This is a genomic window from Terribacillus sp. DMT04, assembly GCF_019056395.1.
Taxonomy (GTDB): domain Bacteria; phylum Bacillota; class Bacilli; order Bacillales; family Amphibacillaceae; genus Terribacillus; species Terribacillus aidingensis_A.
The window spans coordinates 1641878-1666457 of record NZ_CP077639.1 but is presented as its reverse complement, the minus strand read 5'-3'; the positions used below and the strand labels follow the sequence as shown (position 1 = coordinate 1666457).

The following is a 24580-nucleotide window of genomic DNA, read 5'->3' as shown; positions in this document are numbered from 1 at the left end:
GCTGTACCTCCTCTTTACTTAGAAGATTGTTCCACTTTCTTATCAGCAAATGCCGGAGTACCTAAAACATTAGCATCAAATCGTTCAGGAATAAGAACTTTGTACATAAGGACGCCTAAGTCTCCATTGTCATTTTCATGCTCAAAATATCGCTTATACCCTTTGCCCTCATACATCTGCAGCAGCCAAGGGTGTTTACGACCAGAAGTGCCTAATGTATATGCTGGTGCTTTAAATGTTTCTATTAACAATGTGTTCTCCACATAGTCCAGCAATTTATTTCCGATTCCTTGACCCGCTAAGTCTGGAGCTGTCGCAAACCACCACACGAATGGGTAGCCTGAAACCGGCGACGTGCTTTCCCATGGGAAACGAATCGTAATGGTTGATAGCAATCTGCCGTCTCTTTCCAAGACGACCGCTGTCGAATTTTTAATGTTGTCTGTGACCATCTCCAATGTAGCTCTCGTTGACGGCCAATCAATTCCCATCTCTCCAAGTGGTTTAAAAGCACTAGATAGCAGTTCTAAAAATGCCGGTGCATCGGCTTCGGTTGCAATACGAAAAATGTCTTTACTCATCATGATCCTCCAGTTTAATTATACAAAGTTAAAGCTTCTTTCAAAGCTTCTATATCGGGTTTCAACACCGCTTGATAAGATGCTGTTCCCGTACCTATTTCTACAACAGGAACATAGCGGATGTCATATTTCACCTCCAAAACATCACGAAATGTATCATTTGCTGTCACATCTATTGTTGAAAAAGGAATTTCTTTCTCTGTTAAAAATGCTTTCACTGTCTCACAATAACTGCAGCCTTGCTTGCTCCATACTACTATTCTTTTCTCAGCGGCCATCAAATACGCACCTCACCAGTAAATTTTTGATTATAATTATCGTCGGTGTCTAATGCTTCTTTAAGCGATGTAAACATTGCAATTCTTTGCTCGATGTCTGCAATTGGCGATAGCACAATCACTTCGTCAATGTCATATGTTCGAGATAATGCATGCAAGTTTTTGCTTACTGTTTCTTTCGTTCCTGCCAGATAGCCTGCTTTCTGGATTTTTATAAAGTAGTCTGCCTTATCGGCGTCTTTCACAAGCTCCTTTGCATCGTTTATTGATCCGACATTAAGCTTTCTTCCATCAGAGAATGTTATTTTAACAGATTCTTTTTGTTTTATGTACGAAAGCGCCTTTTCTTCGTCTTCTGCCACAGCGACTGTGAGCGCCAGAAGAAATTTATGCTTCGCACCTTTAGGGCTGTGTTTTTCAAAGGCCTCTCTAGCTTCTTGTAGTACCACATTGTCTCCGTTTATAAAATAAGCGAATACAAAGGATATGCCTTGTTTTGCCGCAAGTTCCGCACTCTCGGCGCTTCCACCTAACAAAAACATTTCGGGTGCAGAACTTGGAACTGGCGTCGCTTCTAATTTTTCTGTCTGCTCCTCTCTATTCACATATGCTTTCAGATCCAGTAATTTTTGTGTGAAGTCTTTATGTGCTGGCTTTAAGTCCTCCTGTAATGCTTGCGTAGAAACGTTTAATCCGCCAGGCGCTTTGCCGACGCCAAGATCTACTCTGCCAGGAGCAAGTGAAGCTAACACATGAAATATCTCGGCCACCTTGTAGGGACTATAGTGCTGCAGCATTACACCGCCTGAGCCGATTTTCAGTGTGTTTGTTCTTGCCAATAAGTAGCCGATAAGCGCTTCTGGAGCCGACCCTGCTACGTCTCTGCTGTTATGATGCTCGGATACCCAAAATCTGTGGTATCCAAGTTTTTCTGCGGCCTGTGCGAGTCTGACCGTATTCTGAATAGCCTGCTCTGCTTGTTCTTCTTCTCCTACAAGACTTTGATCAAGAATATTGAGTGTGATAGACATCCATCTTCCCTCCTAAAGAACTTTTATACAATGCAAGCGCGTTGTTTAGCCGCGTTACTGCTTCTGAATCCAGCACGTATTGATTTTCCTCCAGTTTTGTAACTTGTTTGTCTAATACGAAAACGCCCGTATGAACCGCAGTGGCTCCCAAATTATGAATAACTGGTTTGAGTGCATAATCAAGGACAAGCAGATGCGCATTGGTTCCGCCTAAAATGAGCGGCAGCACCGACTTTCCTGTTAAACTTTTCTGCGGAAGCATATCTAAAAACGTTTTTAAAATACCGGAGTAAGCTGCTTTGTATACGGGCGACAAGAAGACGACACCATCACTAGCTTTTACTCGCTCAATTGCTTCTTTCATTTCTTTGTTAGAAAAATCAGCAGTCAGCAAGGCTTTACTTGGCAGCTGGTGCACTTGAATGACATTTAGCTCCGCTCCTCCTGCTTCCAAAGAACGTTGAACATGCTGCAGTACGCCAGTAAGTCGGGAATGAACAGAATTTCCGCCGGCCACTATGGTAACTCTTGTCATCGTGATCCTCCTTTTAATTCCACCTAAACCACTTGGAATAGTTGATCATGTAAATTATAATAAGGCAAACAATCAAAAAAGTATAATTAGTTTTAGTAAACGCACAATTCAGAACTTTGAAATTAGAGAGGAGCGAGGGGTTATCATGGAGATTCGCGCTATCCGAACTTTTGCTACAATCGTCAAACAGGGCAACTTTTTAAAAGCTGCCGAAGTTTTAAATTATTCGCAGCCAACCATCACCTTGCACATCAAACACTTAGAAGAAGAAATTGGTGAGAAACTGCTTGAAAGAGGAAAAACGTTAAAATTGACCGAATCTGGCCGAGTCTTTTATGAGCGAGCTAAAACGCTGCTGCAAGAGTACGAAAAACTAACGAACACGCTGCAAGATTTAGAAGTTGGTATGGCAGGATTGATTCGTATAGGCATATCGGAACCTACTGCCAGCTTAGAGTTTCCTAGCATCATTGCTGACTTTAAAGAGAAATATCCACATGTAGAGTTATCGATACAAGTTGCGGATGCCAATACACTAAGCTCGCTGCTGTATAATGACGAGATTGACTTTGCCATTTGCGGAGCCCCTGAAGTTTCCATGAAGAATGTATTCAAACCGCTGTATCAAGATGATATTGTGTTGTTAGTGCCCTCTTCCCATCCACTTGCAGAAAAGAGTACTGCAGACATAACGGAACTGCAGCATGAAACCATTTTATTCACACCGCATAATTGTCCGATACGCATTCAAATTGAACAAAATATCGTGGAAGCAATCGGTACAGCTTATAAAAAAATTGAAATAACGAGCAGTATGTCTCATAAACACTACGTGCAGGCAGGTTTGGGCGTCTCTCTATTTACACGGACTGCCCATTCCTTCTCCATCCCCGGTACTAAAGTGGTCGAAATAAACGGGATATCGGTTTCCCCGCCGATCGGTCTGCTTAGAAGAACACATGACACGCCAGGAAAAGCTGCCACACAGTTAATTGAATTAATAGAAGATGCCTTTCATAACAAGTCGGCTGCTGGCATTGCTCGTGCAGTTAGTAACTGAAAAAAGAGGTTAGCCAACCAGGCTAACCTCTTTTCTATTACCTTACAGTTTCTTTACGATGAACATTCTCTTTATATGCCAATCCAAGATTCCCCCGCAGCGTTTCAGCTTTGTAACTTTTATCGTAATATCCCTTCTCCTCTAATATGGGGATCACATGCTCTACCCATTCGTCCAGGCCGCTGGCAAGAATAGGAGCCCCAAAAATAAAGCCATCGGCAGCTTCTTCTTCTACCCATTGTATCAGCTGATTTGCAACCTGTTCATACGTGCCGAAAAATGCACTTTTCGGAGTAGTCACTTGCAAGGCAACTTCCCGCAATGTAAGCTGATTGTCTTTTGCTAGTTTTTTGATTCCATCCGTTGTCGATTTGAAGCTGTTTGACCCAACCTCTCCAATATCCGGGAATGGCTCATCCAATGGGAATTGACTAAAATCATAATGATCAAAAAATCTTCCTAAATAATTTAACGCTTCCTCAATGGACACTAAATTTTTGATGGCATCGTATTTTTTCTCTGCCTCATCTACGGTACTTCCAACTATCGGGTGTATTCCAGGGAAAATCTTTATTGCAGACTTTTCTCTTCCCATAGCCGCAGCACGATTCTTTACATCTTTATAAAAGGCCTGCGCTGTTGCCAGGGAGTCTGCATTCGTAAAGACAGCATCCGCCCCCTTTGCCGCGAGATTTTTTCCCGCTTCGGAAGACCCCGCCTGGAAAACAACCGGCTGTCCTTGATCCGACCGTTCAATATTAAGTGGACCTTTTACGGAGAAATGATTGCCTTCATAATTCAGCGTATGAAGTTTTTCTTTATTAAAAAACGTACCTGTTGTACGGTCTCTAACAAAAGCATCATCTTCCCAAGAACTCCAAAGCCCATTCACAACGTCCAAGTACTCCTCTGCAATCTCATACCTTAGTGCATGATTGGGATGATTTCTGATTGTATGATTTTCAGCCGAACCCTCAAGCGGTGACGTGACCAAATTCCATCCTGCCCGCCCCTTACTTAGTTTATCGAGGGATGCAAACTGTCGCGCAATAGTAAAAGGCTCGCTGTAGGAAGTTGAAACGGTCCCAACAAGACCGATATGTTTTGTTACAGACGCAAGCGCAGATAAAATGGTTAACGGCTCAAACCGATTTAGAAAATGCGGAATCGACTTTTCACTTATATAAAGACCATCCGCGACAAAAACAAATCGAAACCCTGACTCCTCTGCCTGTTTCGTTATTGATTGATAATAATCAATGTTCACACTTGCATCTGCTGGCACCGATTCGTCCTTCCATGCATTCATATGACCGCCCGGACCATGCAGCATCAATCCAAACTGAATTTGCTTTTTCCCTGCCATGCGCATCTACCCCTTCTGAATGTAATTGTATTATTTTTATCATAAGGCAGATTGACAAGTAAGTATAATTGGTATTTATAAATTGACTCTTTATTAAATGTAATAGTTAGAAAGGATAGTGATACGGATCTGAGGAAATACGGATGCTTTTATACATAAAGGTACGAATAATATAATCTCTAAATCTAGGTTTTTCGAAGGAACTTATCATGTATTTTTTTATATAGTATTAAAATAATATTTCGAATAATGTTTCGGATAATGTAACAGCTTCTTATATACTATTATTCAGTCAAGTTTTGAATAAGGAGATAACAACGTGACGAAATACAGCAGTATGTCATGTCACTTGCCCCCATAAAGATAAAGTTAACCTGGTGAAGGAAAACTTGTCCGATGAACAGTTGTACAAGGTTACTGCTCTGCTAAAAGTACCCCGAATGAGGACACTTTTAAAAAAGTTCCCTCATTCAGGGTATTGGTGCTTGATGACCTAAAATAGTCATTTATAGTCAAGATCCTATTAGGAGCGAGGTTATACAGATGTCCAGAATTATACTTACAGAATCAAATCGCAAGCATAGTTCAGACTTTCTCGACTACCTCTTTTATTTATAGATAGTAAATATATTATTCTTCTTCAAAAGTAGCTGGATTTAGGAAACTTCTGATTCGTCCATCCTCTTTAGTGAAAGAGGAGATGGTCTTCATTTCTTCATCATTTAATTCAAAATCGAATATTGCCAAATTCTCCTGCTGGCGATAAAACTTGGATGATTTAGGTATTGAAGCGGTTCCTAACTGGTAATGCCAGCGCAGAATAATCTGGGAGACAGATTTATGATGTGTATGCGCCAACTCATTCAGGCTTTCATTTTGTAAAAGGTCGCCTCCGAACCCTAGTGGACTCCAAGATTGTGTTACTACGTCGTGTGACTTGTTCCAATTGCGCTGTTCTTCCTGGTTAAAGTATGGGTGCAGTTCTATCTGGTTAACAGCAGGAAGCTCGCCTGTTTCCAGTTTAAGCTTCTCCATATGTTCCGGAAGAAAATTACATACACCTATAGAACGAACTAAGCCCCAGCGCTTTGCTTCTTGTAAGGCTTGCCAAGCTTCCACGTAAAGATCTTGCTTTGGATTTGGCCAATGAATTAGATAAAGATCATAATAATCTAAATTGGCGCGATAAAGTGATTCTTGTATAGCTGTAATTGCTTTGTTGTATGCATGATGGCGCCCAGGAAGTTTAGATGTTACTTGAAGTTTCTCTCGGGGCATGCTGCTATTACGAATCGCTTTACCTACAGTCCCTTCATTTTCGTACATGTAGGCTGTATCAATTAGTCGGTATCCAGCATCAATGGCGCTAATGATGGATTGGGCGCCTTGCGCTCCAGATATACCAGAAGTTCCAAAGCCCATAGCTGGTATTGTATTACCGTCGTGCAACTTTATTGTTGGAATAGTTGTTTTCATGATGGCTTGCCCCTTTCGATAATAGTACTTATTTTACTTTGTAAAGTACAGTATCCATTATTTTGTTAATGTGTTGTAGTCAAAGATAAATCGTAAATATCTGCATCTCTTCGTATTTCCCTCTGTAAATATGCATTGGTGAACCCGTTACTAGTGTTCTAGCATCTGCTTTTGCGCGGAGTCAATTACCTGCATCACCTTTTCACTGTGCTCCAGCATAGCAAATGCCTTATCTAGATCATTTCTGTTGATAATTTCATTGAAAGCAACAAATTCATCGTACATCCGATGTGGCGGATAGTTAAGTGATGACATAATTGCTTGTCTGCTCAAAGAGGTTAGCTCAAAATTAGTAATATCATTTGAGCTGCCGCTTAAATGAATAGAACCTTTGTCACCTTGAATCGAAATATGGTTTGGTGATGTGCTGTCTTTTGCCCCTATACATACACATTTAAATGAATTGTAATCGAGCAGCAGTATTCCTGATGTGTCGATACCTTTTTCTATGTTTGGCATATAGGTTACCTGCTTTGGAGCACCAAATAATCCAATGGTAAAGTGTATATTATAAATGTTAATGTCCATCAGTGCTCCGCCAGCTTTAGCAGGATCAAAAACGGAATGAACAATTCCTTTTTGAAAATCACTGTAGCGAGAAGAGTACTGGGAATAATTGCACTCGACGATTTTTACGGTTCCTACTTCACTTAGGCTATCTCGAATTAACTGATATTGTTTAGCATATTGGTTAGAGATAGCTTCAAGCAAAATTAATTGTTTTTCAAGAGCGCGTGTTTTAAGCACGGTAAATTCTTCTAACGTAGCAGTGAATGGCTTTTCGCAGATTACATTTTTGCCGCTTTCGAGAGCTAGTTTTGTATAGGTAAAGTGCAAATGATTTGGTAATCCAATATAAATCGTGTCTACTTTAGGGTCATTCAACAGCGCTTGATAATCTGTATAAATACTCGTTATGGCATGTTCTTCCCTTAGCTTGTCCAGCTTTTGTTGGTGAGAAGGCTTGGAACAAAGAGCCTGGACAGTAATAGATGGTATTTGATCGATAAAATTAAACAAGTCGTGCACGATCATACCCGCACCAATAATCCCCATATTCATGTTAGTTACGCTCCTTCATCGCCCGTTCTAAGATGTCCATTACGCGTATCGTTTCTTCATCTTTAATCTTCTTTTCTGCGCTTTCAAAAATTACTCGGTACACATCATCATAGACGCGGCCATAATCACCATTTACGGATATAACCTTTTCTTCGTGGTAGATACCGTTTTTATCAAGATACGTTAATGTACCGTAGTGGGCAGGCAAATCTACCCCGAAATCATCATGCCCTTCTGGTAAGTAATTCAGTTTTAAATGTTCTTCTTGCCTGTCTTGTGTTTCTTTGATAAATACGCCCTTTTTTCCGTAGACAGCAAAGCTAGGACGCGGTTTTAAGCGATAGAAACTTGATCTAATCGATACTTTGTACGTCGGATAATAAAGATCTAAATCAAAGTAATCGTTCATCTTATCAGCTCCTGAAAGCTGTCTAACATCAAAATGCGTTCGTTCTGGATCTCCGAAGTAGGAAATCGCTTGATCAACAGTGTGAACGCCATGGCCATATAAAAAGCTGTTATGCTCGGAAAAAGGCTGTTGGGCTGGCAATTCTGCGCGGTAATAATCGTAATTCATTTCTACTTCAATAAGTTCGCCAAGCTTGCCGCTTTCGATTACTTTTTGTATGGTAAGGAAATCAGCATCATGTCTTCTATTTTGATAGCATTGGATAACCAAATCCTTTTCCTTTGCTAAAGCAAATAATTCTTTTGTTTCCTCGGTATTTAAAGCAAACGGCTTTTCTACCATCACATGTTTGCCATTCTCCAGCGCCATTTTTGCATACATATAATGTGATTCTATCGGAGTGCAAACAGATATAAGGTTGATTGCTGGATTGGTCATGACTGCAGTCAAATCGTCTGTATACGTAAAAGATGGATAATCCGGCCTATCCTTTTTATCTAGATTGCGGGCATAAATCATCGTTACTTCTATATGCTCACGGTGCATAAGAAAAGGAAGATGATAGCGATTCGTGCTTTTACCATTTCCTATAAAACCAATTTTCAGCATGTATTAATCCTCCATTCAGCATAAATCCATCTTAATTGTATAGAAAATAGCAGACATGTAGTTACAAAATGGGGAAGATGGTAAAATTGTTTGTAGAGAAGCGTAAAGGTCATAAAGATTTGGACAAAATGTTTAGCTTCAAAAGAGGATGCCATGAATATTATAGGAAAATTAATGACAATGCGTCATTTCACACCAACTGAAAAGACAATTGCTGCGTACATTCTAGAACATAAGGAAGATGTCATACATTTGAATGTCCAGCAGTTGGCAAAGGTAGCTTATACCTCACACTCGGCCATAATTCGCCTTATTCAGAAGTTAGATCTAAAAGGATATAAAGAATTCATTGTTGGTTTAGCTCAAGAACTGCAAGTAACAGCGGCTCATTCTGCAATTGATATCAATTATCCATTTGACTCCACTGTACCAGCCCTGCAATTAGCTAATGAAATGGCCGAGTTAATGTCCAGTACTATAGAGAAAACGTTCAATTACTTACAACAAGAGGATCTTGCAAACGCCGTTCAAATGCTGAGCAGTGCGAATCGAATTTATATATATGCGTATGGCGATTCACAAATTCGGGCATCAAGCTTCCAAAACAAAATGCTGAAGATCCACAAGCATGTGATTATCGCTACTGAATTAGCGGAATGGGCCTACCATACACAAAATAGCGATAAAAACGACTGCGCCATTATGTTAAGCTACCACGGGATGAGTGATACACTCGCCAAAGCAGCTGCTTATCTACATGCACAAGAAACGCCAATCCTTGTCATTACTGCAGAAGAAGAAGGAAAGTTGACGAAGTGGGGTACTACTAATTTGATTGTGCCAAACAGCGAAGAAAAATTTGCAAAGATTGGTACGTTTTCTTCTCAGCTATCTTTTGAATATATCTTAAATATTTTATACGCCTGCTTATTTCAAGAGAATTACGAAGAAAACGTCGCCAAGGCACTCGACGCCGATCGTTTTTTCTAAAATGACCAATATAAAAAGAAACTGGAGCTCTTTCAAGAAAAGATCTATATAGACTCTTTCAGTACCTGGGGGCATGAGTCGGTTTCCATTAATCCAGACACTCTAAACACGTAACCTGAAATCACAGAACTTCTGGTGCTACTTTAGAATGTGCTGACAAATGATTCCTAAAATGAGTTAAAATATGCTGTCGATTTTGAAAACGAATATACATGCGCAATTTCTTAAATAACGCTAATAGCTGATTCTATTTCCGTTTTTGGTATGTACACTCCCCATCAAGTGATTTAAAAACGTTTTATACTCTCAATTGTCAGTTTAAGCTAGACATTATCAACTCACCCAAATAACTCAAAAATTTCTCCATTTGTGTGCGGTAATTTAAGGACTTTCTCGGAATATGGTTTCGTTTGTTTGCGACTGCTGAAACGACATCCCGGTCAACTTCATTGAATTCCATCTCTTTCGGTAGCCCATCCTTTCGCAATCGACCATTTGAGTTTTCATTTAGCATCCGTTGGAAAGGGATGCCGGGATTGGCGAAGAAAATGCTGCTTTATAAACGGTTAAATTGACTATTTAGGATAATTAATATATATTTATTTGCGTGCGCAAGCAAATAAAATGTATGAGGAGTGATAAAATTGGCAATAATTACAACGCCTTATAAACTGAAAGATCTCGATCTTAAAAATAGAATAGTTATGGCTCCGATGTGCCAATACTCTGTCGAAAAAGAAGACGGTATCCCTAATGATTGGCATTTTGTCCATTATGTTTCCAGAGCTATTGGTGGTACAGGATTAATCATTATGGAAATGACAAGTGTTACTCCAGAAGGTAGAATTACCAATGGCGACTTAGGGTTATGGTCTGATGATTCAGTACCTGCATATAAACGAATCATTGATGAAATTCATAAATACGGAACAAAAGCAGCTATACAGATTGCTCATGCTGGTCGAAAAGCTGAGGATGCTAAACAGCCTGTCGGACCATCGGATATACCAGTCGAAGTATTACCTGAGGAGACAAAAAATGGCAGTCTCAAGCCACCTAGAGCTTTGGATGTTAAAGAAATCCAGACTATAATTACGCAATTCAAAGATGCTGCAAGTCGAGCAGTAAAAGCTGGATTTGACACTATAGAATTGCATGGAGCACATGGTTATTTGTTACATCAATTTATGTCCCCTGCTATCAATAACAGAGAGGATGCTTACGGTAAGGACCTTGCTCTATTTGGAGAAGAAGTAGTCAAAGCTGTTCGTTCCGTAATACCAGAAGATATGCCGCTTATCATGAGAATGTCAGCGATTGAATATATTGATGGAGGTTATGAAATAGATCACGCAATAAAGATGGCCAAACGCTTTAAAAATGCCGGGGTAGATATGTTCCACGTATCAAGTGGTGGTGAAGGTCTTCCTGGGAAGAAAAAGCCCGGTAACCACCCTGCATACCAGGTTCCTTTTGCTCGTGCATTTAAAGAAGCTTTGCAAATACCTGTTATAGCCGTAGGCAAGTTGAGTATTCCCCAAGTTGCAGAGGCAGCATTAGCCAATAAAGATGCTGATCTTGTAGCAATCGCCAGAGGCATGCTAAACGATCCTTACTGGGGATTACACGCTATAAAAGCTATCGCCCATAAAGTTACACCTCCAGTACAGTATAGTAGAGGTATACGATAAATTTTACAGTACATCTTAAAACAACCAACCCAAGCTGGATTGGTTGTTTTTCTTATAATTTTATCTCTTTGGAGGAGTAAATCTCTTTGCATTACTATCACTTGGGTACTCTATTCCATTAGGATAAGTTATTAGCTCAACTACCATCCCCCATGGAGCTGTTCCATATGCGAATTGATTCTCCTCAGCATTTCCCTCTATTTCATTTAGAATCTTCGTTGGTTTCGTATTTAATTGGCCACCAGCTTGTTCAAACTTTGTAACAGCTTCCGCCATATTATCAACATAAACAGCAAAGTGCTGGATACCCAAATCATCTGGATTACTCGGTTTTCTTTGTTCTATACCTTGATATTGGAATAGCTCCATACTAATACTGTTTCCTATAGACACTACTCTCATATGAACAACCTCTGAACCTTTTTTCAACCCAAGAATCGTCTCGATTTCTTCTCCGCCCATAGCTCCCTCTTCAGGCTTCTTGGAATCATAAGCTACTTTAGCGTCAAATGCATTTTGTAAGAATGCAGTTGCTTCTTCCATATCCGGAACTGTAATACCGATGTGATCAATACCTCTTATAAAGTTATCCATAGTCACTCACTACCTTTCTACTAGATAAAATTTAAAATAATAAATAATCCAATGAATATACGCCTGGTCCCATAATAATTACGGCAATTGCAACAAAAATGATAAGTATGTTATATTCCGCGCCATTATTGGTAATCCAATACCCATTTCTTCCTGTAACCGTAATTATTGCTGCCACCATGGCAGCGATAATCATAACGGAAGCAAGTGGTGTTAAAAGACCAAGAGCTAATAGTAATCCTCCTCCCATTTCAGATAGTGCTGCAAAGAAGGCCATTAACTTTGGAGGCTTTAATCTCATATTACGAAAACCCGTTATAGTCTTATTCCATCCGTTTCCCCCAAACCAACCCATGGTCTTTTGTAATCCATGTCCAATGAAAGTAAGTCCTAATAGAACTCGTACTAACAATATAGCTAAACTCAATTCCGTCACCTCTTTCTGACTACTCTAACCGTACAGCGACTTTCATTGTGGCTATTGACGCAAGGAGCAGTACTGTTAAGTTAATCTAAAGTAGAGAACGGTAACCACCCAGGTCGGCTTTGCACGTATTCCCACATTGCATCTGGTAAAGTTAAATCATCCCAGTCATTAGACTTAATTTCAGTTCGGATCAACGACTCATCTCCATTGCTTACTTTCTCTATCCAATCTGGTTCTACTAGTAATGCTCTTCCCAAAGCAACCAATGGTACGCCAGTGTTCAATGCTTTAATTGCTTCATCAGGTGTTTTAATTTGTCCTACAGTAATAAGTGGGATGTCTTCCCCAAGATGTCTCTTGATTGTTTGAATGACCGGTGTTGAATCCTCTTTATCTCTCAAGGAACTTTGCATGAAATGCCCTAACGAGATATGGATATAGTCTAAATTTTCTTTTTTAAGTGCGGTTAATAACTGCAAAGTCTGCTCCAATGTAATCCCTGGTTCTTCTATCTCTTCTGGAGAAATACGATATCCAAAGATAAATGGATTTTTAGCATACTTCTCTATAGTCGCCTTTACTTCTCTTGTCACCTCTAACGGAAATCTCATTCTATTGCTAAGTGAGCCTCCCCATTCATCGTTACGACGATTAGAATGCGGGGAAAAGAATTGCTGTATTAAATACGTATTTGCACCGTGAATTTCTACTCCATCAAATCCAGCCAGAATTGCGCGACGCGCAGCTTGTCCAAATGCTTTGACCATTTCACTTACTTCTCCAAGTGTAAGTTCTCTCGGCTTTTCAGCATCATCTCGTAATGCAGATTCGGGACTTGCACTAACCAACTGTTCTCCTCCAATTGATGCACTCGTTCCCATCCTGCCCACATGAAAGATTTGTAATATTGCTTTTGAACCACTGGCCTTTATCGTGTCGGCTAACTTTGTAAGGCTTGGAATATGCTCATCTGAAGCTGCACTTAACGATCCAGGGAATCTACCGTTATTCATTACATGGGCACACGAAGTAATAACTAACCCCACTCCATTAGTGCGGCGTTTATAATAATTATGTTCATCCGTTGTGACCATGCCATTCTCAAAGGACGATTGGGTTGTCATTGGTGCCATGACTACTCTGTTATTAACAGAGACTCCATTTGGAAAAGTATAAGGTTCAAACAACTTGGTATAAGATTTATTCATAATACAACACCTTTCTTTTATTTGCTTGCGCAAGCAATTTTATAACTATATATTCACCTCTCTTGCATTTCTTAAACATGTTTTAGATTGCAGCCATTATTTCATTAAGGTATCCTTAAATTAAGATACTAAAATTAGGAGCACGCTATGAAAACTGAGAACTTAATTGAAACTTGGTTCAACTTTTCCAAATACTACAATAGAATCTCAAACGCAATTGACTATACTCTAAAAGAACATTTCGGTCTGGAACTAAAAGAGTTTACTTTACTCTATACACTTTCTGAAGCGGACGAAAAAAAGCTACGGTTACAAGATCTACATTCCAAAATTGATTTAAGTTTAAGTGCATTGTCGAGAATGGCATCCAGATTGCAAAATTATAAGGATGGAGAACTTGTATCCCGAGTGACTTCACTTGATGATAAAAGAAGTGCCTATATAGTCTTGTCAGAAACGGGAGAGGAATTGTTAGAATCCATGTTAAAGACTATTGATGAAGCATTACACAAATCCTTATTACCAAAAGATATTTCTAACATAGTAGAATTACTTAAATAAGGAAGGGTATTTATCCCCTTCCTTATTTTTATTTAATCGTCATCATTATTGAATTTATCTCTTTCTACCATTTCCCTCTAATTAGGAGAAATGTTTACAATAGGAGTTTTTATAAGATCAAAAATAGAGGCAGCATATCTTTTAACGGTTGATAATATTCTTTCTAAACTTATTTATAGGGATAGGATCCTTATAAATACTTTATCTTTAAAATCCCTGTCAATCATTAATCAACGCTTTTTCTTATTTGTTAACTGCTGTGTGGTGATAGTTGCTTTTCTGTGAAACCTTTATCCGCAAATTCATCGAAATTATCACTAACAAATTTAGACTCTTGCCAACTATTGTTGCTAGTGCACGTATTCGTATGTTCACAGCGAGATGCTCCTACAAAGGAATTGATTATAACCTTAACCAACTGTCGTTTATAAATACCATTTGACCCTTTTCTTAAAATTGAAAATCACCATCTTTCATCAATAAAACTTCTGCTCTCCCTTCTTTCCTCCCTGCCACATTCATATCTTCGGAACCAAAAGTCACATTAACTAACAAGAGGGACGAATTCAGTCCTGCTTCTTTCAACGCTTTCCCTGATAGGTTGCTGCCATGTTGTAGGTTGGATGGAGAAGCGTTGCCGATGCCAATATGGCAGGCCGTATTTTCATCAAACAAGGTATTGTAAAAAAGCATATCCGCATGAGCAAGAGGAGAATGGTTAGAGACCAAGGCAATTTCCCCGAGATAATGGGAACCTTCGTCTGTTTCGATGAGATGTTCTAACGCTTCCTGGCCAGTGGCGGCATCATAGGCCGTAATCTGTCCATCTTGAAAAATGAGGGAAACATCATGGATGACTCTCCCCCCATAGACAAGCGGTTTTGTGGCTACTAGTCTGCCATTCACCTTGTCTTTATGCGGTGCTGAAAATATCTCCTCTGTAGGGATGTTCGGAAAGAACGAGATTCCCTTGTTATCTGTCACTCCCCCGCCGATAAATACATGATTGTTAGGCATGCCGACGACGAGGTCCGTTCCTCGGCTATTGGTAAAATGCAAGGCTTCAAATTGATGATTGTTTAAAAATGTTTTCCTGGACTCAAAGGCTCGGTTATGATTTTCCCAGTCTTTGATAGGATATATTCCATCTGCCCGTGCCCCACTTAAGATGGCTTGCCATAACAATTGCACGGCTTCTTCTTTCCTTACGTGAGGAAATACTTTTGCGGCCCATGAGAAGGACGGAACAGCTAGAAGGCACCAGCGTACCTCGTGGGACCTAATCTTTGCATAATGATTCTCCAACTTGGTGCGGAAGGCCTTTTGAAAGTGGCTAATTCGTTCTGTGGAAACGCCCTTAGAGATGTCGAAGTTTTCAGAAATAATGTGGATGTAAGCAGCACCTGCAGCGTCCCACTCCTTATACCGTGCATGCTGCCAGTTGGGAAAGTGATTGATGGCATCATCTGCGGCATGTATATAAAATGCTTTGGTAGACTCTTCGTCTGTCCAGTCCATCACTACATTTGAAGCCCCCGCTTCATAGGCTGCCATTTGGATAAGACGTGCAAAAGTTACATTTTTTACGTCACTATGGATAACCACTAATTGATTTTTTTGCACATTTACACCAAATCGTACCGCAAGTTCGGCATACTTTTGTAATTGGTTTTCACTAACCAGTTCAAATATTCCTTTCATAAGTTCACACACAGCTCCTAACTATTTATACCTTGATTAAATGAAAAATTGAATTAGAAAATTTCGTTATAGATAACATACTGCTTTCAAGTTAAGGGATTTTAGCAAGAAATTCTTAAATAGATTGTATGAATATGAATTTACTCATATCGAAAAGGACATATTACCTCATGAGTTGTTGACGAACCAAAAATCAGAAGTAACTCGATAAGAAACATTCTACGGCTTAGAAACTTATAAAAAGTAAAATGCTGTTATTATTTTCTACTCTTCTAATCATCTCTTCCGTTTGATCCTTTTCATGTATTTATATCTAAAAAACACCAGTTATCATTGTAAGAGGAGTTAATACAAGACCTATAACCGCAGTTGATATAATAAGTGGCAGTCTCACTTTTCTATCATGGACAAACAAAGAAAACAGAAAGGCAATCAAGGAGGTGATTAGTATAATGGTGATAACGCCATCAACAAGAAATCTTAATTCCTTCCAGAATTCAAGAGTTAACTTTATGAGCAAGAAATTTGTTAGCCCTAAAGTTAACGAACATAAAGCGCACAAAGTACTTATAGCAGCAGGACCTTTAAAGAAGTTCTTATAACTCAAGAGAATACCCCAATTTTGTATTCAACCAATTTATACCAACGATATGTTGTTATGTCAATTTCGAAACCATTATGTGAAAATAGCCTAATGTATGCAATAAAACCCCTGATAGCTATAGCTCATCAGGGGTTTACCTCAATTTATGTCCAGACAATAGTTAGGATGGTTTTTTACTCGCATACAAGTACCTGCCTCGAAAACAGGGCTTTCACACCTTTATTCGCCACACCGCGATCCACTATGGTGAAGCCTGCTTTTAGAATCATCTCGTCCATATTTTCAATCGTTAGAATAACCATTTTATCCGCTATTCTTCTGGCGTGCTTAATAATTGTATACTGCTCTTCCGTTGTTGCTCGGGAATAAATGTTGTATGGCATATCTACAATTGCCACATCATAATGGCCTTGTTCGTCTGCAATGTCTTTTACTTCTGCTTGCCCTTGGTAATCAAAATGGACAATATTCTCTCTAGCTCCTTTGACTACTAAAGGATTTCGATCCGATCCGATAATTGGAATATTCATCGAGAGCGCTTCAACGAGCACCGTCCCTATTCCGCAGCACGGATCGATCACACGGACACCTAATGGGTCAGGAACTGCTATATTGACAACCGCTCTGGCCAAACGTGTGCTTAGTGCAGTGGAGTATTCCTGCGGTTTCTTTACATGATGCAGCCACACAGATTCGCTTTCCTGGTAGGCACCGAAATACCAGCGCCCTTGAAACGGAACAATACCAAATAGAATGTCAGGATTATGCATATCTGCCTCTCCGACAATGTTCCAGCCAATTTCTCTCTCAATTTCCCGTCTTTGTGCAAATTCAATTTTTTGATCATCAGGAAGGTCATTTATTTTCAGGTAAAGCACCTTAAACGTTTGGTCATGCAGCTCTATCTGTTCCACTTGTTTGGAAATAGCTTCAACTGTATCAGCTGTATAAAGAATCGAAAGTCTTCCCTTTATAAACGGACTTCTGCTTGGATCTATATTTTTCGTACTTTTTATAAGGTTGTCTGTTTCTTCCCCGAAAAGGGCTCTTTGTTCTAATCCACAAAGAGAATCTTCTTCGAGCCCATGTGCGTACGTGTATAGGTATTCTGGTTGTGCTTTGTTTTGAGTTATCATTATTTAAGCCTTTCTTGACCACGATTTAAGTCTATTATAACAGAGAATCAGCAATAGCTATTTTTATAGAGGTTTCCTGACAGAACTTGTCGAAGGTGTTATTAATCCTAGGAAAAAATACATAACACAAATTTGCGGAGTGATCATTTGCATATAGCATGCTTACATGCCCATTATTCGAATATAAACTATATTGAGAAAGCTTTGGCTCCCTACGATGTTGCTTTAACACACTTTACAGACCCAGCCCTGATGCATCATTTTAAAGAAAATCAATCATTTAATCCATATCGCAAGGTCGAGGAACAAATACATTGGATAAGCTCAACTAATCCAGACGCTATCCTTATTACCTGTACGAACTATATTCTCTATTTACCGACAGACATTAACATAGATATTCCAATCATAAAAATTGATGAGCCATTCTTTCATGAGTTAGACAGATATGAAACTGCCAGATTGTACTTTACGAATCCAGATACAGTCCAAGGAACCATGGACCGACTGTATTCAGTGAACGATAAAGCAAACAGCAAGAGGTATTTATTTGAAATCATTCCTAACGCATTTCAGCTTATTATGGCTAACAGAAAAAACGATTACACGAAAGCGATAATCGAACATGTACTTAATGCAGAAGCTAGTGGAGTTATTGCTTTTCCACAACTATCTATGGTTGATGCTGCAACGCTTATCCAATCTAATTCACATGTAAAAATAGTAACTCCTATTGATGCTTTAACTGTTTATTTAGAGAGGGAATTTTGCCTTATCTATAAATAAATATAAGCTGACTATAAGTACAAGTAAAAATCAACTGGAACCATTATACACACAAAAAAAGCCGCCAAGATTGGCGACTTTTTCGATTAACTAATTAATAACGATCTGATTCTCGACTTTCTTCCACTGCATCTTCTGTTGCTTCGTTTGCAGATAAGGAACCTTGTCCAAACTTTGTTTTCCCTGATTCTCTTCCAGGAAGTTGATCTTCCTGGTTATTTTCCTTGATCTCTTTTAATTTTGCTTCAATGCCTTCTTTCACACGACGGCCGTATTCTTCATCTGCTTGCGTAAAGTGTTCGACCATGGCATCTTGGATAGATTTATCACATACTGTTAATGCGTCAGAAAGATTTTTGATCAGTTCCTCCCGCTCCCAATCCTCTAAACTACGGTATGTTTCTCCTGCTTGACCGTAATTGTTAGGACGATCAATTGGTGCGGTCATTGCTGCAGCGTTATAGGTTGGACGGTGTGGTACACGTTCTTCTTTATTCGCTTCCTGATAACCGCCAAGCATGGATGGCTCATAATTGATATGTGGGTCATCACCAGATTCTTGCGGATCGCGTGTATCCATTTGCCCACGATGCTGATTGGTGTGTACAGGGGCTTTCGGTGCATTAACCGGCAGTTTCAAATAGTTTGCTCCTACCCGGTAGCGCTGTGTATCGGAATAGGAGAACGTACGACCTTGTAACATCTTATCGTCCGAGAAATCCATTCCGTCAACAAGTACGCCTGTACCGAAGGCAGCTTGCTCAATTTCTGCGTGATAATCTACTGGATTGCGGTCTAGAACCATACGCCCGACTGGCAGCCATGGGAATTTATCTTCCGGCCATAGTTTTGTATCATCCAAAGGATCGAAGTCAAGTTCTTCGTGGTAGCCATCTTCCATGATTTGTACAAAAAGCTCCCATTCCGGGTATTCGCCACGCTCGATTGACTCGTATAAATCTTGTGTAGCATGGCTTGTATTTTTCCCTTGAATGTAAGTTGCTTCTTCTTGGGTCAGATTCCGGATGCCTTGCTTCGGTTCCCAGTGGTATTTCACAAGGACAGCCTCGCCTTTTTCATTTACCCATTTGTACGTATTCACGCCGGAACCTTGCATATGGCGGTAGGTTGCTGGTATGCCATATGGGGAAAACAAAAATGTAATCATATGTGTTGCCTCTGGTGTACGTGAAACAAAGTCAAACATACGCTGCGGGTTGGGCACATTTGACACTGGGTCAGCTTTAAACGCATGAATCATATCAGGAAACTTCATCGCATCGCGGATAAAGAAAATCTTAAGGTTGTTACCTACCAAGTCCCAGTTTCCATCTTCTGTATACATTTTCACCGCAAATCCACGCGGATCTCGATCTGTTTCTGGAGAATCCTTCGAGCCTGCTACTGTTGAAAAACGAACCATTAAAGGCGTCTTCTTACCAGCGCCTGAAAATACTTTAGCCCGTGTATACTTTTCTACAGGTTCGTCCCCTACTTTTCCGTACGTTTCAAAATAACCGAAGGCGCCAGCTCCTCTAGCATGTACGACCCTTTCAGGTACCTCTTCACGATCAAAATGGGAGATTTTTTCAATAAAGTGATAATTCTCAAGTGTTGCTGGTCCACGGTCACCAATTGTACGGATATTCTGATTATCCGTAACAGGATGCCCCTGCCTCGTAGTTAACGATTTTCTCTCAACATTCTTATTTTTGTCTTCAGCCAAAATGGAGTACCTCCTTAAATAATTCATACTGATTCTTATAATGAATTAAAAGATAACTTCTAGTTACAAATTGTTTCCCGGTTTGCATCATTTTAAACTCTTATTTCGCCTTTTCATCAAGATGTTGCTACTCAGCTAATCCATTTTCTAAATTGAAGTAGTGGGGATAATTTTCAAACATCCCTAAAGGTACTATTGGTGAGAATTTTCACTATAAAGTATTCTTAGCTTTTCGCTTCTCTACTCTCATTTAAAAGGGTGATCAGGTATGAAGTATTTAGCTCTAATTGGCGGTATGCTTGGTCTGCTTGTTTCGCTTGCAGCACAACTCTTTGCCGTTATCGACGATTCGTATACGTTTGGGAATATAGGTTTCTTAGGTATGCTTAGTGGAATCACCGCAGCAATTAGCTCCTTTTATGTCACTAAAAAACCAATGATAAGCGGCACGTTACTTATCTTGACTTCCATTACTGGTATTTATGCACTTGCTTTTCTTTCTTTAATTCCAAGTACGATGATACTTTTAGCTGGTATGTATACGTTAGACAGGAGTAATCAAATTCATTAGTAACGATTATTTATCTAGGATTTTTTCATGTTGTATGCTGATATTTTATATTCTCCGATTCTCCCGACTAACTTGCTGAAAAAATCTCCACCTTACCATCCTGGAATTGTTTTAAAAACAAAAATAAAGCCAAGGAAATGTCCTAGGCTTTATTTTTGTTGCAATAGTCAATCTTCTTTTAACAAGCTATCTTGCGCACAATTACGTTATTAGTGACTGTGATTCATTGCAGGTCCAAGGTATTTCCTTTCTTGTTTTTCGCTACCACGAAGTTAATAATCATCCAAATAATCTGTACGGCCAATGGGATAATAAATACCAAAGTAAGAATGATAAAGCTAATCATTCTGGTTTCATAAGTCTGTACAATTCCAGCTGCGTCTACACTTCTGGTCCAGACAAAAACTGAAATTGTAATTATTCCTGTAAGTAATATAGCATTAATAATCCACCAAGCAATCCAAGATACTTTCATAAGTATCCCCCCACTCATATGGTTTTTTTTACCATAACATATTCTTGTTACATTGAACACCTTAAGTGAAAAAGCAAATAACTAACATACCATGAAACAAAATTGATGACGGCTTAAATCTAACTACGAATCTGAGCCATCATTCTAGTTCTTTTTAGAAAAGCACTTTAGAAATTTTGTGTTTCTGGATAATAATGCAATCTTCATTTAATCAAATGTGTTAAAATTCAGAAAAAGATGGGGGTATAAAATGTCTGCATCCTTTATCGTCATTGTCGTATTAGCGTCAGCCTTAATCTGGAATGAGGTCAGCCGAGAAGTGATAAAAGACAAAGGCCATAATGAGAAAGAAGGGTTAGGAGTAAAAGTATTGACTTTAATATGTGCAGGTACCTTACTAACGCTAATTCTCACTATCTCACTTCTTCAAGATCTTCTAAATAATACGTAGAGAAATATCGGAGAAAACGAGGTGACTGAAAGCAGATTTATTCCTGCTTTTAGTCCTTCTGTTTTGAGGTACTCAGCATCTGTAGCAGCAAAACTTTCTTGTTTGTTTTATGTTCTTTTAGTTTTTAGTTCGTTAATCTTACTCGAAATAAAGCCCCATTTTTCCCAAAAGACTTTTAGCTGCTTTTGACCTGCGGCATTTAGCGTGTAGAACTTTCTGGGCGGCCCCATCGTGGATGGCTTTTTCTCAATGTCCACAAGCTTGTTTTTCTCAAGACGTGTTGTAATTGTATACACTGTACCTTCCATCACATCTGTAAAACCAAGTTCTCGCAGCTGTTTTGTGATTTCATAGCTATACGTTTCGCCGTGGCTAATGATTTCAAGCACACAGCCTTCTAGTAATCCTATCAGCATTTCTGGTATGTTTTCCAAGAAGTTCTCTCCCATTATTAATCTAGATGCATTGTAACACAGGACTTTATGCCGTACCTCGCATTACCTACTTCGCGTCCGCTATATCGTATTGCAGAGTCGTAACGGTTGTCAATAATCCCTTTAGCGTTCTTAGATGATAAAGAAGAGCGTCACCACTCTTCAATCGGCGGACGCTCTCCTTTATTATTCCCCTTCTTTTGGAAACGCCGTGCTAGCTCTGCTTCAACTTCCTGCAGGCGAACGCCTTGATTGGCGAGCAAAACGAAGCTGTGATACAGCAAATCACTTACCTCATTGACCAATTCTTTTGCGTCATCATTTTTTGCTGCAATAACAACTTCCCCAGCTTCTTCGATGACTTTCTTACCGATTTTATCGACTCCTTTTTGATACAAATAGTTTGTGTAGGAATTTTCGACAGGGTGTTTTTTCCGATCTTCAGCTTCTTCCATCACTGTATGGAAGATATTTGTTTCTTCTGTTTCTCCTGTAATTGGCGTCTCGTTATAGAAACAGCTCACTTCTCCTGTGTGGCAGGCTGGTCCTTTCGGAAGGACGCTAATCAGGATGGTGTCCTGATCACAGTCTAGTTTCATGTCGACAACTTGCTGGGTGTTACCAGACGTTGCTCCTTTGTTCCATAGCGCTTCTCTTGAGCGGGAATAGAACCATGTTTGTTTTGTTTCGACTGTTTTTTCGTATGCTTCTTCATTCATGTAAGCAAGCATCAGCACTTGCTTCGTCTGGCTATCCTGCACGATGGCTGGGACAAGTCCTTTTGTAAAATCAGGCTTCACGGATGCGCACTCCTTCCTGTTGGCAATTTTGTTTCACTTCATCAATGCTGAATGTTTTATCATGGAAGATGGAAGCAGCAAGCGCTGCTGATACATCTGTTTGCTGGAATACTTCGGTTATGTGTTCAGGACTGCCACAGCCTCCTGACGCGATGACGGGAATACGAACTTTTTCCACGATTGCTTTGGTAAGCGGCAAGTCATAACCGGTTTTCACACCATCTGCATCCATGCTGGTTAGCAAGATCTCTCCTGCACCTCTTGCTTCGGCTTCTTTCGCCCATTCGATAGCATCAATACCAGTATCTTTGCGCCCGCCGTGCGTGACAACGTGCCAGCCGTCATCAAAACGCTTTGCATCAATAGCAACCACGATACATTGGGAACCGAATCTCTCTGCTCCTTGCGTAATCAACGCTGGATTTGTGACTGCAGCCGAATTAACCGCTACTTTATCAGCTCCAGCTTGCAGCATTGTCTTCATATCTTCAATTGTACGAACGCCGCCTCCAACTGTGAATGGTACAAACACATGCAATGCAGTTTGGCGGACAATATCCATTATTGTAGCTCGTCCTTCATGCGTTGCAGAAATATCGAGAAAAACAATTTCGTCGGCTCCGCTTTTCGAATAAGCTGCTGCCATTGCCACAGGGTCTCCTAATTCACGCAGCGAAACAAAATTTGTCCCTTTCACAACTGTTCCTTCCTTTACATCCAGACATGGGATAATACGTTTGGCGATCATTTGCTTTCCTCCTTGCGCACAGACTGCTGGCTGCTTTCAAACACACTTTGCAGCAATAGCTGTCCCACTTTCTCACTTTTCTCCGGGTGGAATTGAATACCGCAAATATTATTCTTTTGCACAATAGCCGGGATTTGTGTGCCGTATTCTGTACTGGCGACAATGTACGCTGCTGGTGTATAGGCTTGATAGCTATGCACGAAGTAGACATGCTTCCCTTGATGATCAGAATAAGTTGGGAAGTTATCGCTCACTTCTAGTGCATTCCAGCCAATGTGAGGAAGCAAATGCTCTGTTTCAATCTTGGCAACTGTTCCAGGCAGGAGACCGAGTCCCTCGGTTTCGCCATGCTCAAAGCCTTTCTCAAAGAGCAGCTGCATGCCGACACAAATGCCGATAAATGGTTTGCGAGATGCCAAATCTAGGAGCAAATTGCGAAGATTCCGTCGCTCGATTTCTTCCATTGCGGCACGAAACGATCCGACTCCGGGCAGAATAATATGCGTTGCTTGTTCAAATTCTTCTTTCTTATCCGTCAGAATCGTTTCATAGCCTAGCTGTTTACAAGCGTTGGCCACACTAGCCACATTGCCAACACCATAATCAACGATTGCAATCATTCAATCAGCCCTTTCGTACTGTTGACGCCTTTAATAGCAGGGTTCACTTGAATAGCAATCGCTAGCGACTGCCCAAGCGCTTTAAACAACGATTCTGCTTTGTGATGCGTGTTGGAACCGTAGTGGACTTTTGCATGAAGTGTCACACCAGCATGAACCGAAAAAGCTTGGAAAAATTCTCGTACAAGCTCGGTATCAAAGTTTCCGAGTTTTGGATTGTCAAACAATGCATCGAAAACTAAGAAAGGACGGCCGCTTATATCAAGCGCGACAAATCCTAATGTCTCGTCCATCGGCACAAAAGCATGCCCGTATCGGTTTATCCCTTCTTTGCTGCCAAGCGCTTCTTTTATCAGCTGTCCGAGTACAATGCCAGTGTCTTCCACTGTATGATGGCTGTCGATATGCAAATCACCCTCTGCTTCCACTACTAAGCCAATTCTTGCATGACTTGCGAACAGCGTAAGCATATGATCGAAGAAACCTACACCTGTATTGATAGAGATATTGCTGTTATCATCTAAATTCACTGAGATACTGATTTTTGTTTCTAACGTTTCGCGTGCTTTTTCGGCTTTGCGCATCGTACT

Annotated in this window: 27 protein-coding genes and 1 pseudogene; 7 read left to right on the top strand and 21 right to left on the bottom strand. The window is 40.0% G+C overall.

The window, feature by feature from the left end; translation table 11 throughout:
* Positions 1 to 14 precede the first annotated feature (14 nt).
* Genes KS242_RS08865 through ssuE form a run of 4 tightly spaced genes read right to left on the bottom strand, consistent with a single transcriptional unit; the run spans position 15 to position 2425 of the window.
* Positions 15 to 581, bottom strand: a complete 567-nt coding sequence (locus tag KS242_RS08865) for a GNAT family N-acetyltransferase (protein ID WP_217323982.1) — start codon at positions 579 to 581, stop codon at positions 15 to 17.
* Between the two features lie 14 nt (positions 582 to 595).
* A complete protein-coding gene (locus tag KS242_RS08860; protein WP_217323981.1) occupies positions 596 to 859 on the bottom strand; it encodes a glutaredoxin family protein in 264 nt (87 codons plus the stop codon).
* Complete coding sequence (locus KS242_RS08855) at positions 859 to 1890, bottom strand: LLM class flavin-dependent oxidoreductase (RefSeq protein ID WP_217323980.1); 1032 nt, start codon at positions 1888 to 1890, stop codon at positions 859 to 861. The genes KS242_RS08860 and KS242_RS08855 overlap by 1 nt, the downstream gene beginning before the upstream one ends.
* Positions 1865 to 2425, bottom strand: a complete 561-nt coding sequence (ssuE, locus tag KS242_RS08850) for an NADPH-dependent FMN reductase (RefSeq protein ID WP_217323979.1) — start codon at positions 2423 to 2425, stop codon at positions 1865 to 1867. Before ssuE ends, KS242_RS08855 begins: the two co-directional genes overlap by 26 nt.
* 145 nt (positions 2426 to 2570) lie before the next feature.
* On the opposite strand from ssuE, the gene KS242_RS08845 reads away from it, so the two are divergent.
* The gene (locus KS242_RS08845) at positions 2571 to 3485 is read left to right on the top strand and encodes a LysR family transcriptional regulator (RefSeq protein ID WP_217323978.1); all 915 of its coding nucleotides are present in this window, start codon (positions 2571 to 2573) and stop codon (positions 3483 to 3485) included.
* A gap of 37 nt (positions 3486 to 3522) precedes the next feature.
* Here the strand turns inward: KS242_RS08845 and KS242_RS08840 are convergent, their stop codons facing one another.
* The 4 genes from KS242_RS08840 to KS242_RS08825 all read right to left on the bottom strand — a co-directional run bounded on the left by KS242_RS08840 (position 3523) and on the right by KS242_RS08825 (position 8467).
* The gene (locus KS242_RS08840) at positions 3523 to 4851 is read right to left on the bottom strand and encodes an LLM class flavin-dependent oxidoreductase (protein WP_217323977.1); all 1329 of its coding nucleotides are present in this window, start codon (positions 4849 to 4851) and stop codon (positions 3523 to 3525) included.
* A 630-nt stretch (positions 4852 to 5481) separates the two neighbouring features.
* Positions 5482 to 6327 carry an aldo/keto reductase gene (locus KS242_RS08835; RefSeq protein WP_217323976.1) on the bottom strand — a complete coding sequence of 282 codons (846 nt, stop codon included), beginning with the start codon at positions 6325 to 6327 and terminating at the stop codon, positions 5482 to 5484.
* Positions 6328 to 6477: 150 nt separating this feature from the next.
* Positions 6478 to 7449, bottom strand: a complete 972-nt coding sequence (locus tag KS242_RS08830; protein ID WP_217323975.1) for a Gfo/Idh/MocA family protein — start codon at positions 7447 to 7449, stop codon at positions 6478 to 6480.
* Position 7450: 1 nt separating this feature from the next.
* On the bottom strand, positions 7451 to 8467 hold the full coding sequence (locus tag KS242_RS08825; RefSeq protein ID WP_217323974.1) for a Gfo/Idh/MocA family oxidoreductase: 1017 nt from the start codon (positions 8465 to 8467) through the stop codon (positions 7451 to 7453).
* A 153-nt stretch (positions 8468 to 8620) separates the two neighbouring features.
* Between KS242_RS08825 and KS242_RS08820 the strand changes: the two genes are divergently transcribed.
* Positions 8621 to 9457: a MurR/RpiR family transcriptional regulator gene (locus tag KS242_RS08820; RefSeq protein ID WP_217323973.1), complete on the top strand. Its 837-nt coding sequence runs from the start codon at positions 8621 to 8623 to the stop codon at positions 9455 to 9457.
* Positions 9458 to 9770: 313 nt separating this feature from the next.
* On the opposite strand, the pseudogene KS242_RS18100 reads toward KS242_RS08820, so the two are convergent.
* Positions 9771 to 10007 (bottom strand): annotated as a pseudogene (locus tag KS242_RS18100) (IS30 family transposase); the annotation flags it as partial.
* Between the two features lie 94 nt (positions 10008 to 10101).
* On the opposite strand from KS242_RS18100, the gene KS242_RS08815 reads away from it, so the two are divergent.
* Positions 10102 to 11148 (top strand): NADH:flavin oxidoreductase/NADH oxidase, encoded by a 1047-nt coding sequence (locus tag KS242_RS08815; protein WP_217323972.1) that lies wholly within the window; start codon positions 10102 to 10104, stop codon positions 11146 to 11148.
* A 60-nt stretch (positions 11149 to 11208) separates the two neighbouring features.
* On the opposite strand, the gene KS242_RS08810 is transcribed toward KS242_RS08815, so the two are convergent.
* The 3 genes from KS242_RS08810 to KS242_RS08800 all read right to left on the bottom strand — a co-directional run bounded on the left by KS242_RS08810 (position 11209) and on the right by KS242_RS08800 (position 13377).
* Entirely contained in the window at positions 11209 to 11742 is a 534-nt protein-coding gene (locus KS242_RS08810; protein WP_217323971.1) for a VOC family protein, read from the bottom strand.
* 31 nt (positions 11743 to 11773) lie between these two features.
* On the bottom strand, positions 11774 to 12178 hold the full coding sequence (locus tag KS242_RS08805) for a DoxX family protein (protein WP_371747618.1): 405 nt from the start codon (positions 12176 to 12178) through the stop codon (positions 11774 to 11776).
* Between the two features lie 71 nt (positions 12179 to 12249).
* Positions 12250 to 13377: an NADH-dependent flavin oxidoreductase gene (locus KS242_RS08800; protein ID WP_217323969.1), complete on the bottom strand. Its 1128-nt coding sequence runs from the start codon at positions 13375 to 13377 to the stop codon at positions 12250 to 12252.
* A 147-nt stretch (positions 13378 to 13524) separates the two neighbouring features.
* Here KS242_RS08800 and KS242_RS08795 point away from each other — a divergent pair, with 147 nt between their 5' ends.
* On the top strand, positions 13525 to 13938 hold the full coding sequence (locus tag KS242_RS08795; protein ID WP_217323968.1) for a MarR family winged helix-turn-helix transcriptional regulator: 414 nt from the start codon (positions 13525 to 13527) through the stop codon (positions 13936 to 13938).
* A gap of 450 nt (positions 13939 to 14388) precedes the next feature.
* Here the strand turns inward: KS242_RS08795 and KS242_RS08790 are convergent, their stop codons facing one another.
* Together KS242_RS08790 and KS242_RS08785 are read right to left on the bottom strand one after the other, a co-directional pair.
* Positions 14389 to 15639 (bottom strand): aminopeptidase, encoded by a 1251-nt coding sequence (locus tag KS242_RS08790; protein ID WP_217323967.1) that lies wholly within the window; start codon positions 15637 to 15639, stop codon positions 14389 to 14391.
* A 777-nt stretch (positions 15640 to 16416) separates the two neighbouring features.
* A complete protein-coding gene (locus KS242_RS08785; RefSeq protein WP_371747632.1) occupies positions 16417 to 17376 on the bottom strand; it encodes a TRM11 family SAM-dependent methyltransferase in 960 nt (319 codons plus the stop codon).
* 150 nt (positions 17377 to 17526) lie between these two features.
* Here KS242_RS08785 and KS242_RS08780 point away from each other — a divergent pair, with 150 nt between their 5' ends.
* Positions 17527 to 18165, top strand: coding sequence for a hypothetical protein (locus tag KS242_RS08780; RefSeq protein WP_217323965.1), 639 nt, complete (start codon positions 17527 to 17529; stop codon positions 18163 to 18165).
* 94 nt (positions 18166 to 18259) lie between these two features.
* Here KS242_RS08780 and KS242_RS08775 read toward each other — a convergent pair whose 3' ends face one another.
* Complete coding sequence (locus KS242_RS08775; protein ID WP_217323964.1) at positions 18260 to 19918, bottom strand: catalase; 1659 nt, start codon at positions 19916 to 19918, stop codon at positions 18260 to 18262.
* A gap of 241 nt (positions 19919 to 20159) precedes the next feature.
* On the opposite strand from KS242_RS08775, the gene KS242_RS08770 reads away from it, so the two are divergent.
* A complete protein-coding gene (locus KS242_RS08770; protein ID WP_217323963.1) occupies positions 20160 to 20462 on the top strand; it encodes a hypothetical protein in 303 nt (100 codons plus the stop codon).
* Between the two features lie 223 nt (positions 20463 to 20685).
* Here the strand turns inward: KS242_RS08770 and KS242_RS08765 are convergent, their stop codons facing one another.
* Positions 20686 to 20937 (bottom strand): DUF3923 family protein, encoded by a 252-nt coding sequence (locus KS242_RS08765; RefSeq protein WP_217323962.1) that lies wholly within the window; start codon positions 20935 to 20937, stop codon positions 20686 to 20688.
* 250 nt (positions 20938 to 21187) lie between these two features.
* Between KS242_RS08765 and KS242_RS08760 the strand changes: the two genes are divergently transcribed.
* Complete coding sequence (locus tag KS242_RS08760; RefSeq protein ID WP_217323961.1) at positions 21188 to 21388, top strand: hypothetical protein; 201 nt, start codon at positions 21188 to 21190, stop codon at positions 21386 to 21388.
* Between the two features lie 107 nt (positions 21389 to 21495).
* Here KS242_RS08760 and KS242_RS08755 read toward each other — a convergent pair whose 3' ends face one another.
* The 5 genes from KS242_RS08755 to hisB all read right to left on the bottom strand — a co-directional run bounded on the left by KS242_RS08755 (position 21496) and on the right by hisB (position 24574).
* Positions 21496 to 21822, bottom strand: a complete 327-nt coding sequence (locus tag KS242_RS08755; RefSeq protein ID WP_217323960.1) for a PadR family transcriptional regulator — start codon at positions 21820 to 21822, stop codon at positions 21496 to 21498.
* 152 nt (positions 21823 to 21974) lie between these two features.
* A complete protein-coding gene (hisIE, locus tag KS242_RS08750; protein WP_217323959.1) occupies positions 21975 to 22622 on the bottom strand; it encodes a bifunctional phosphoribosyl-AMP cyclohydrolase/phosphoribosyl-ATP diphosphatase HisIE in 648 nt (215 codons plus the stop codon).
* On the bottom strand, positions 22612 to 23370 hold the full coding sequence (gene hisF / locus KS242_RS08745) for an imidazole glycerol phosphate synthase subunit HisF (RefSeq protein ID WP_217323958.1): 759 nt from the start codon (positions 23368 to 23370) through the stop codon (positions 22612 to 22614). Before hisF ends, hisIE begins: the two co-directional genes overlap by 11 nt.
* Positions 23367 to 23990: an imidazole glycerol phosphate synthase subunit HisH gene (gene hisH / locus KS242_RS08740; RefSeq protein ID WP_217323957.1), complete on the bottom strand. Its 624-nt coding sequence runs from the start codon at positions 23988 to 23990 to the stop codon at positions 23367 to 23369. Before hisH ends, hisF begins: the two co-directional genes overlap by 4 nt.
* Positions 23987 to 24574 (bottom strand): imidazoleglycerol-phosphate dehydratase HisB, encoded by a 588-nt coding sequence (hisB, locus tag KS242_RS08735; RefSeq protein ID WP_217323956.1) that lies wholly within the window; start codon positions 24572 to 24574, stop codon positions 23987 to 23989. Before hisB ends, hisH begins: the two co-directional genes overlap by 4 nt.
* Positions 24575 to 24580 lie beyond the last annotated feature (6 nt).

What these genes read in the sequence shown, in the direction of transcription:
- ssuE (WP_217323979.1), bottom strand. Translation starts at nt 2,425, where the DNA reads ATGACAAGAGTTACCATAGTGGCCGGCGGAAATTCTGTTCATTCCCGA.
- KS242_RS08790 (WP_217323967.1), bottom strand. Translation starts at nt 15,639, where the DNA reads ATGAAAGGAATATTTGAACTGGTTAGTGAAAACCAATTACAAAAGTAT.
- KS242_RS08810 (WP_217323971.1), bottom strand. Translation starts at nt 11,742, where the DNA reads ATGGATAACTTTATAAGAGGTATTGATCACATCGGTATTACAGTTCCG.
- KS242_RS08865 (WP_217323982.1), bottom strand. Translation starts at nt 581, where the DNA reads ATGAGTAAAGACATTTTTCGTATTGCAACCGAAGCCGATGCACCGGCA.
- KS242_RS08800 (WP_217323969.1), bottom strand. Translation starts at nt 13,377, where the DNA reads ATGAATAAATCTTATACCAAGTTGTTTGAACCTTATACTTTTCCAAAT.
- KS242_RS08825 (WP_217323974.1), bottom strand. Translation starts at nt 8,467, where the DNA reads ATGCTGAAAATTGGTTTTATAGGAAATGGTAAAAGCACGAATCGCTAT.
- KS242_RS08820 (WP_217323973.1), top strand. Translation starts at nt 8,621, where the DNA reads ATGAATATTATAGGAAAATTAATGACAATGCGTCATTTCACACCAACT.
- KS242_RS08835 (WP_217323976.1), bottom strand. Translation starts at nt 6,327, where the DNA reads ATGAAAACAACTATTCCAACAATAAAGTTGCACGACGGTAATACAATA.
- KS242_RS08775 (WP_217323964.1), bottom strand. Translation starts at nt 19,918, where the DNA reads ATGAATTATTTAAGGAGGTACTCCATTTTGGCTGAAGACAAAAATAAG.
- KS242_RS08860 (WP_217323981.1), bottom strand. Translation starts at nt 859, where the DNA reads ATGGCCGCTGAGAAAAGAATAGTAGTATGGAGCAAGCAAGGCTGCAGT.
- KS242_RS08855 (WP_217323980.1), bottom strand. Translation starts at nt 1,890, where the DNA reads ATGTCTATCACACTCAATATTCTTGATCAAAGTCTTGTAGGAGAAGAA.
- KS242_RS08830 (WP_217323975.1), bottom strand. Translation starts at nt 7,449, where the DNA reads ATGAATATGGGGATTATTGGTGCGGGTATGATCGTGCACGACTTGTTT.
- hisF (WP_217323958.1), bottom strand. Translation starts at nt 23,370, where the DNA reads ATGATCGCCAAACGTATTATCCCATGTCTGGATGTAAAGGAAGGAACA.
- hisH (WP_217323957.1), bottom strand. Translation starts at nt 23,990, where the DNA reads ATGATTGCAATCGTTGATTATGGTGTTGGCAATGTGGCTAGTGTGGCC.
- KS242_RS08770 (WP_217323963.1), top strand. Translation starts at nt 20,160, where the DNA reads ATGAAGTATTTAGCTCTAATTGGCGGTATGCTTGGTCTGCTTGTTTCG.
- KS242_RS08840 (WP_217323977.1), bottom strand. Translation starts at nt 4,851, where the DNA reads ATGGCAGGGAAAAAGCAAATTCAGTTTGGATTGATGCTGCATGGTCCG.
- KS242_RS08795 (WP_217323968.1), top strand. Translation starts at nt 13,525, where the DNA reads ATGAAAACTGAGAACTTAATTGAAACTTGGTTCAACTTTTCCAAATAC.
- KS242_RS08845 (WP_217323978.1), top strand. Translation starts at nt 2,571, where the DNA reads ATGGAGATTCGCGCTATCCGAACTTTTGCTACAATCGTCAAACAGGGC.
- KS242_RS08760 (WP_217323961.1), top strand. Translation starts at nt 21,188, where the DNA reads ATGTCTGCATCCTTTATCGTCATTGTCGTATTAGCGTCAGCCTTAATC.
- KS242_RS08765 (WP_217323962.1), bottom strand. Translation starts at nt 20,937, where the DNA reads ATGAAAGTATCTTGGATTGCTTGGTGGATTATTAATGCTATATTACTT.
- hisB (WP_217323956.1), bottom strand. Translation starts at nt 24,574, where the DNA reads ATGCGCAAAGCCGAAAAAGCACGCGAAACGTTAGAAACAAAAATCAGT.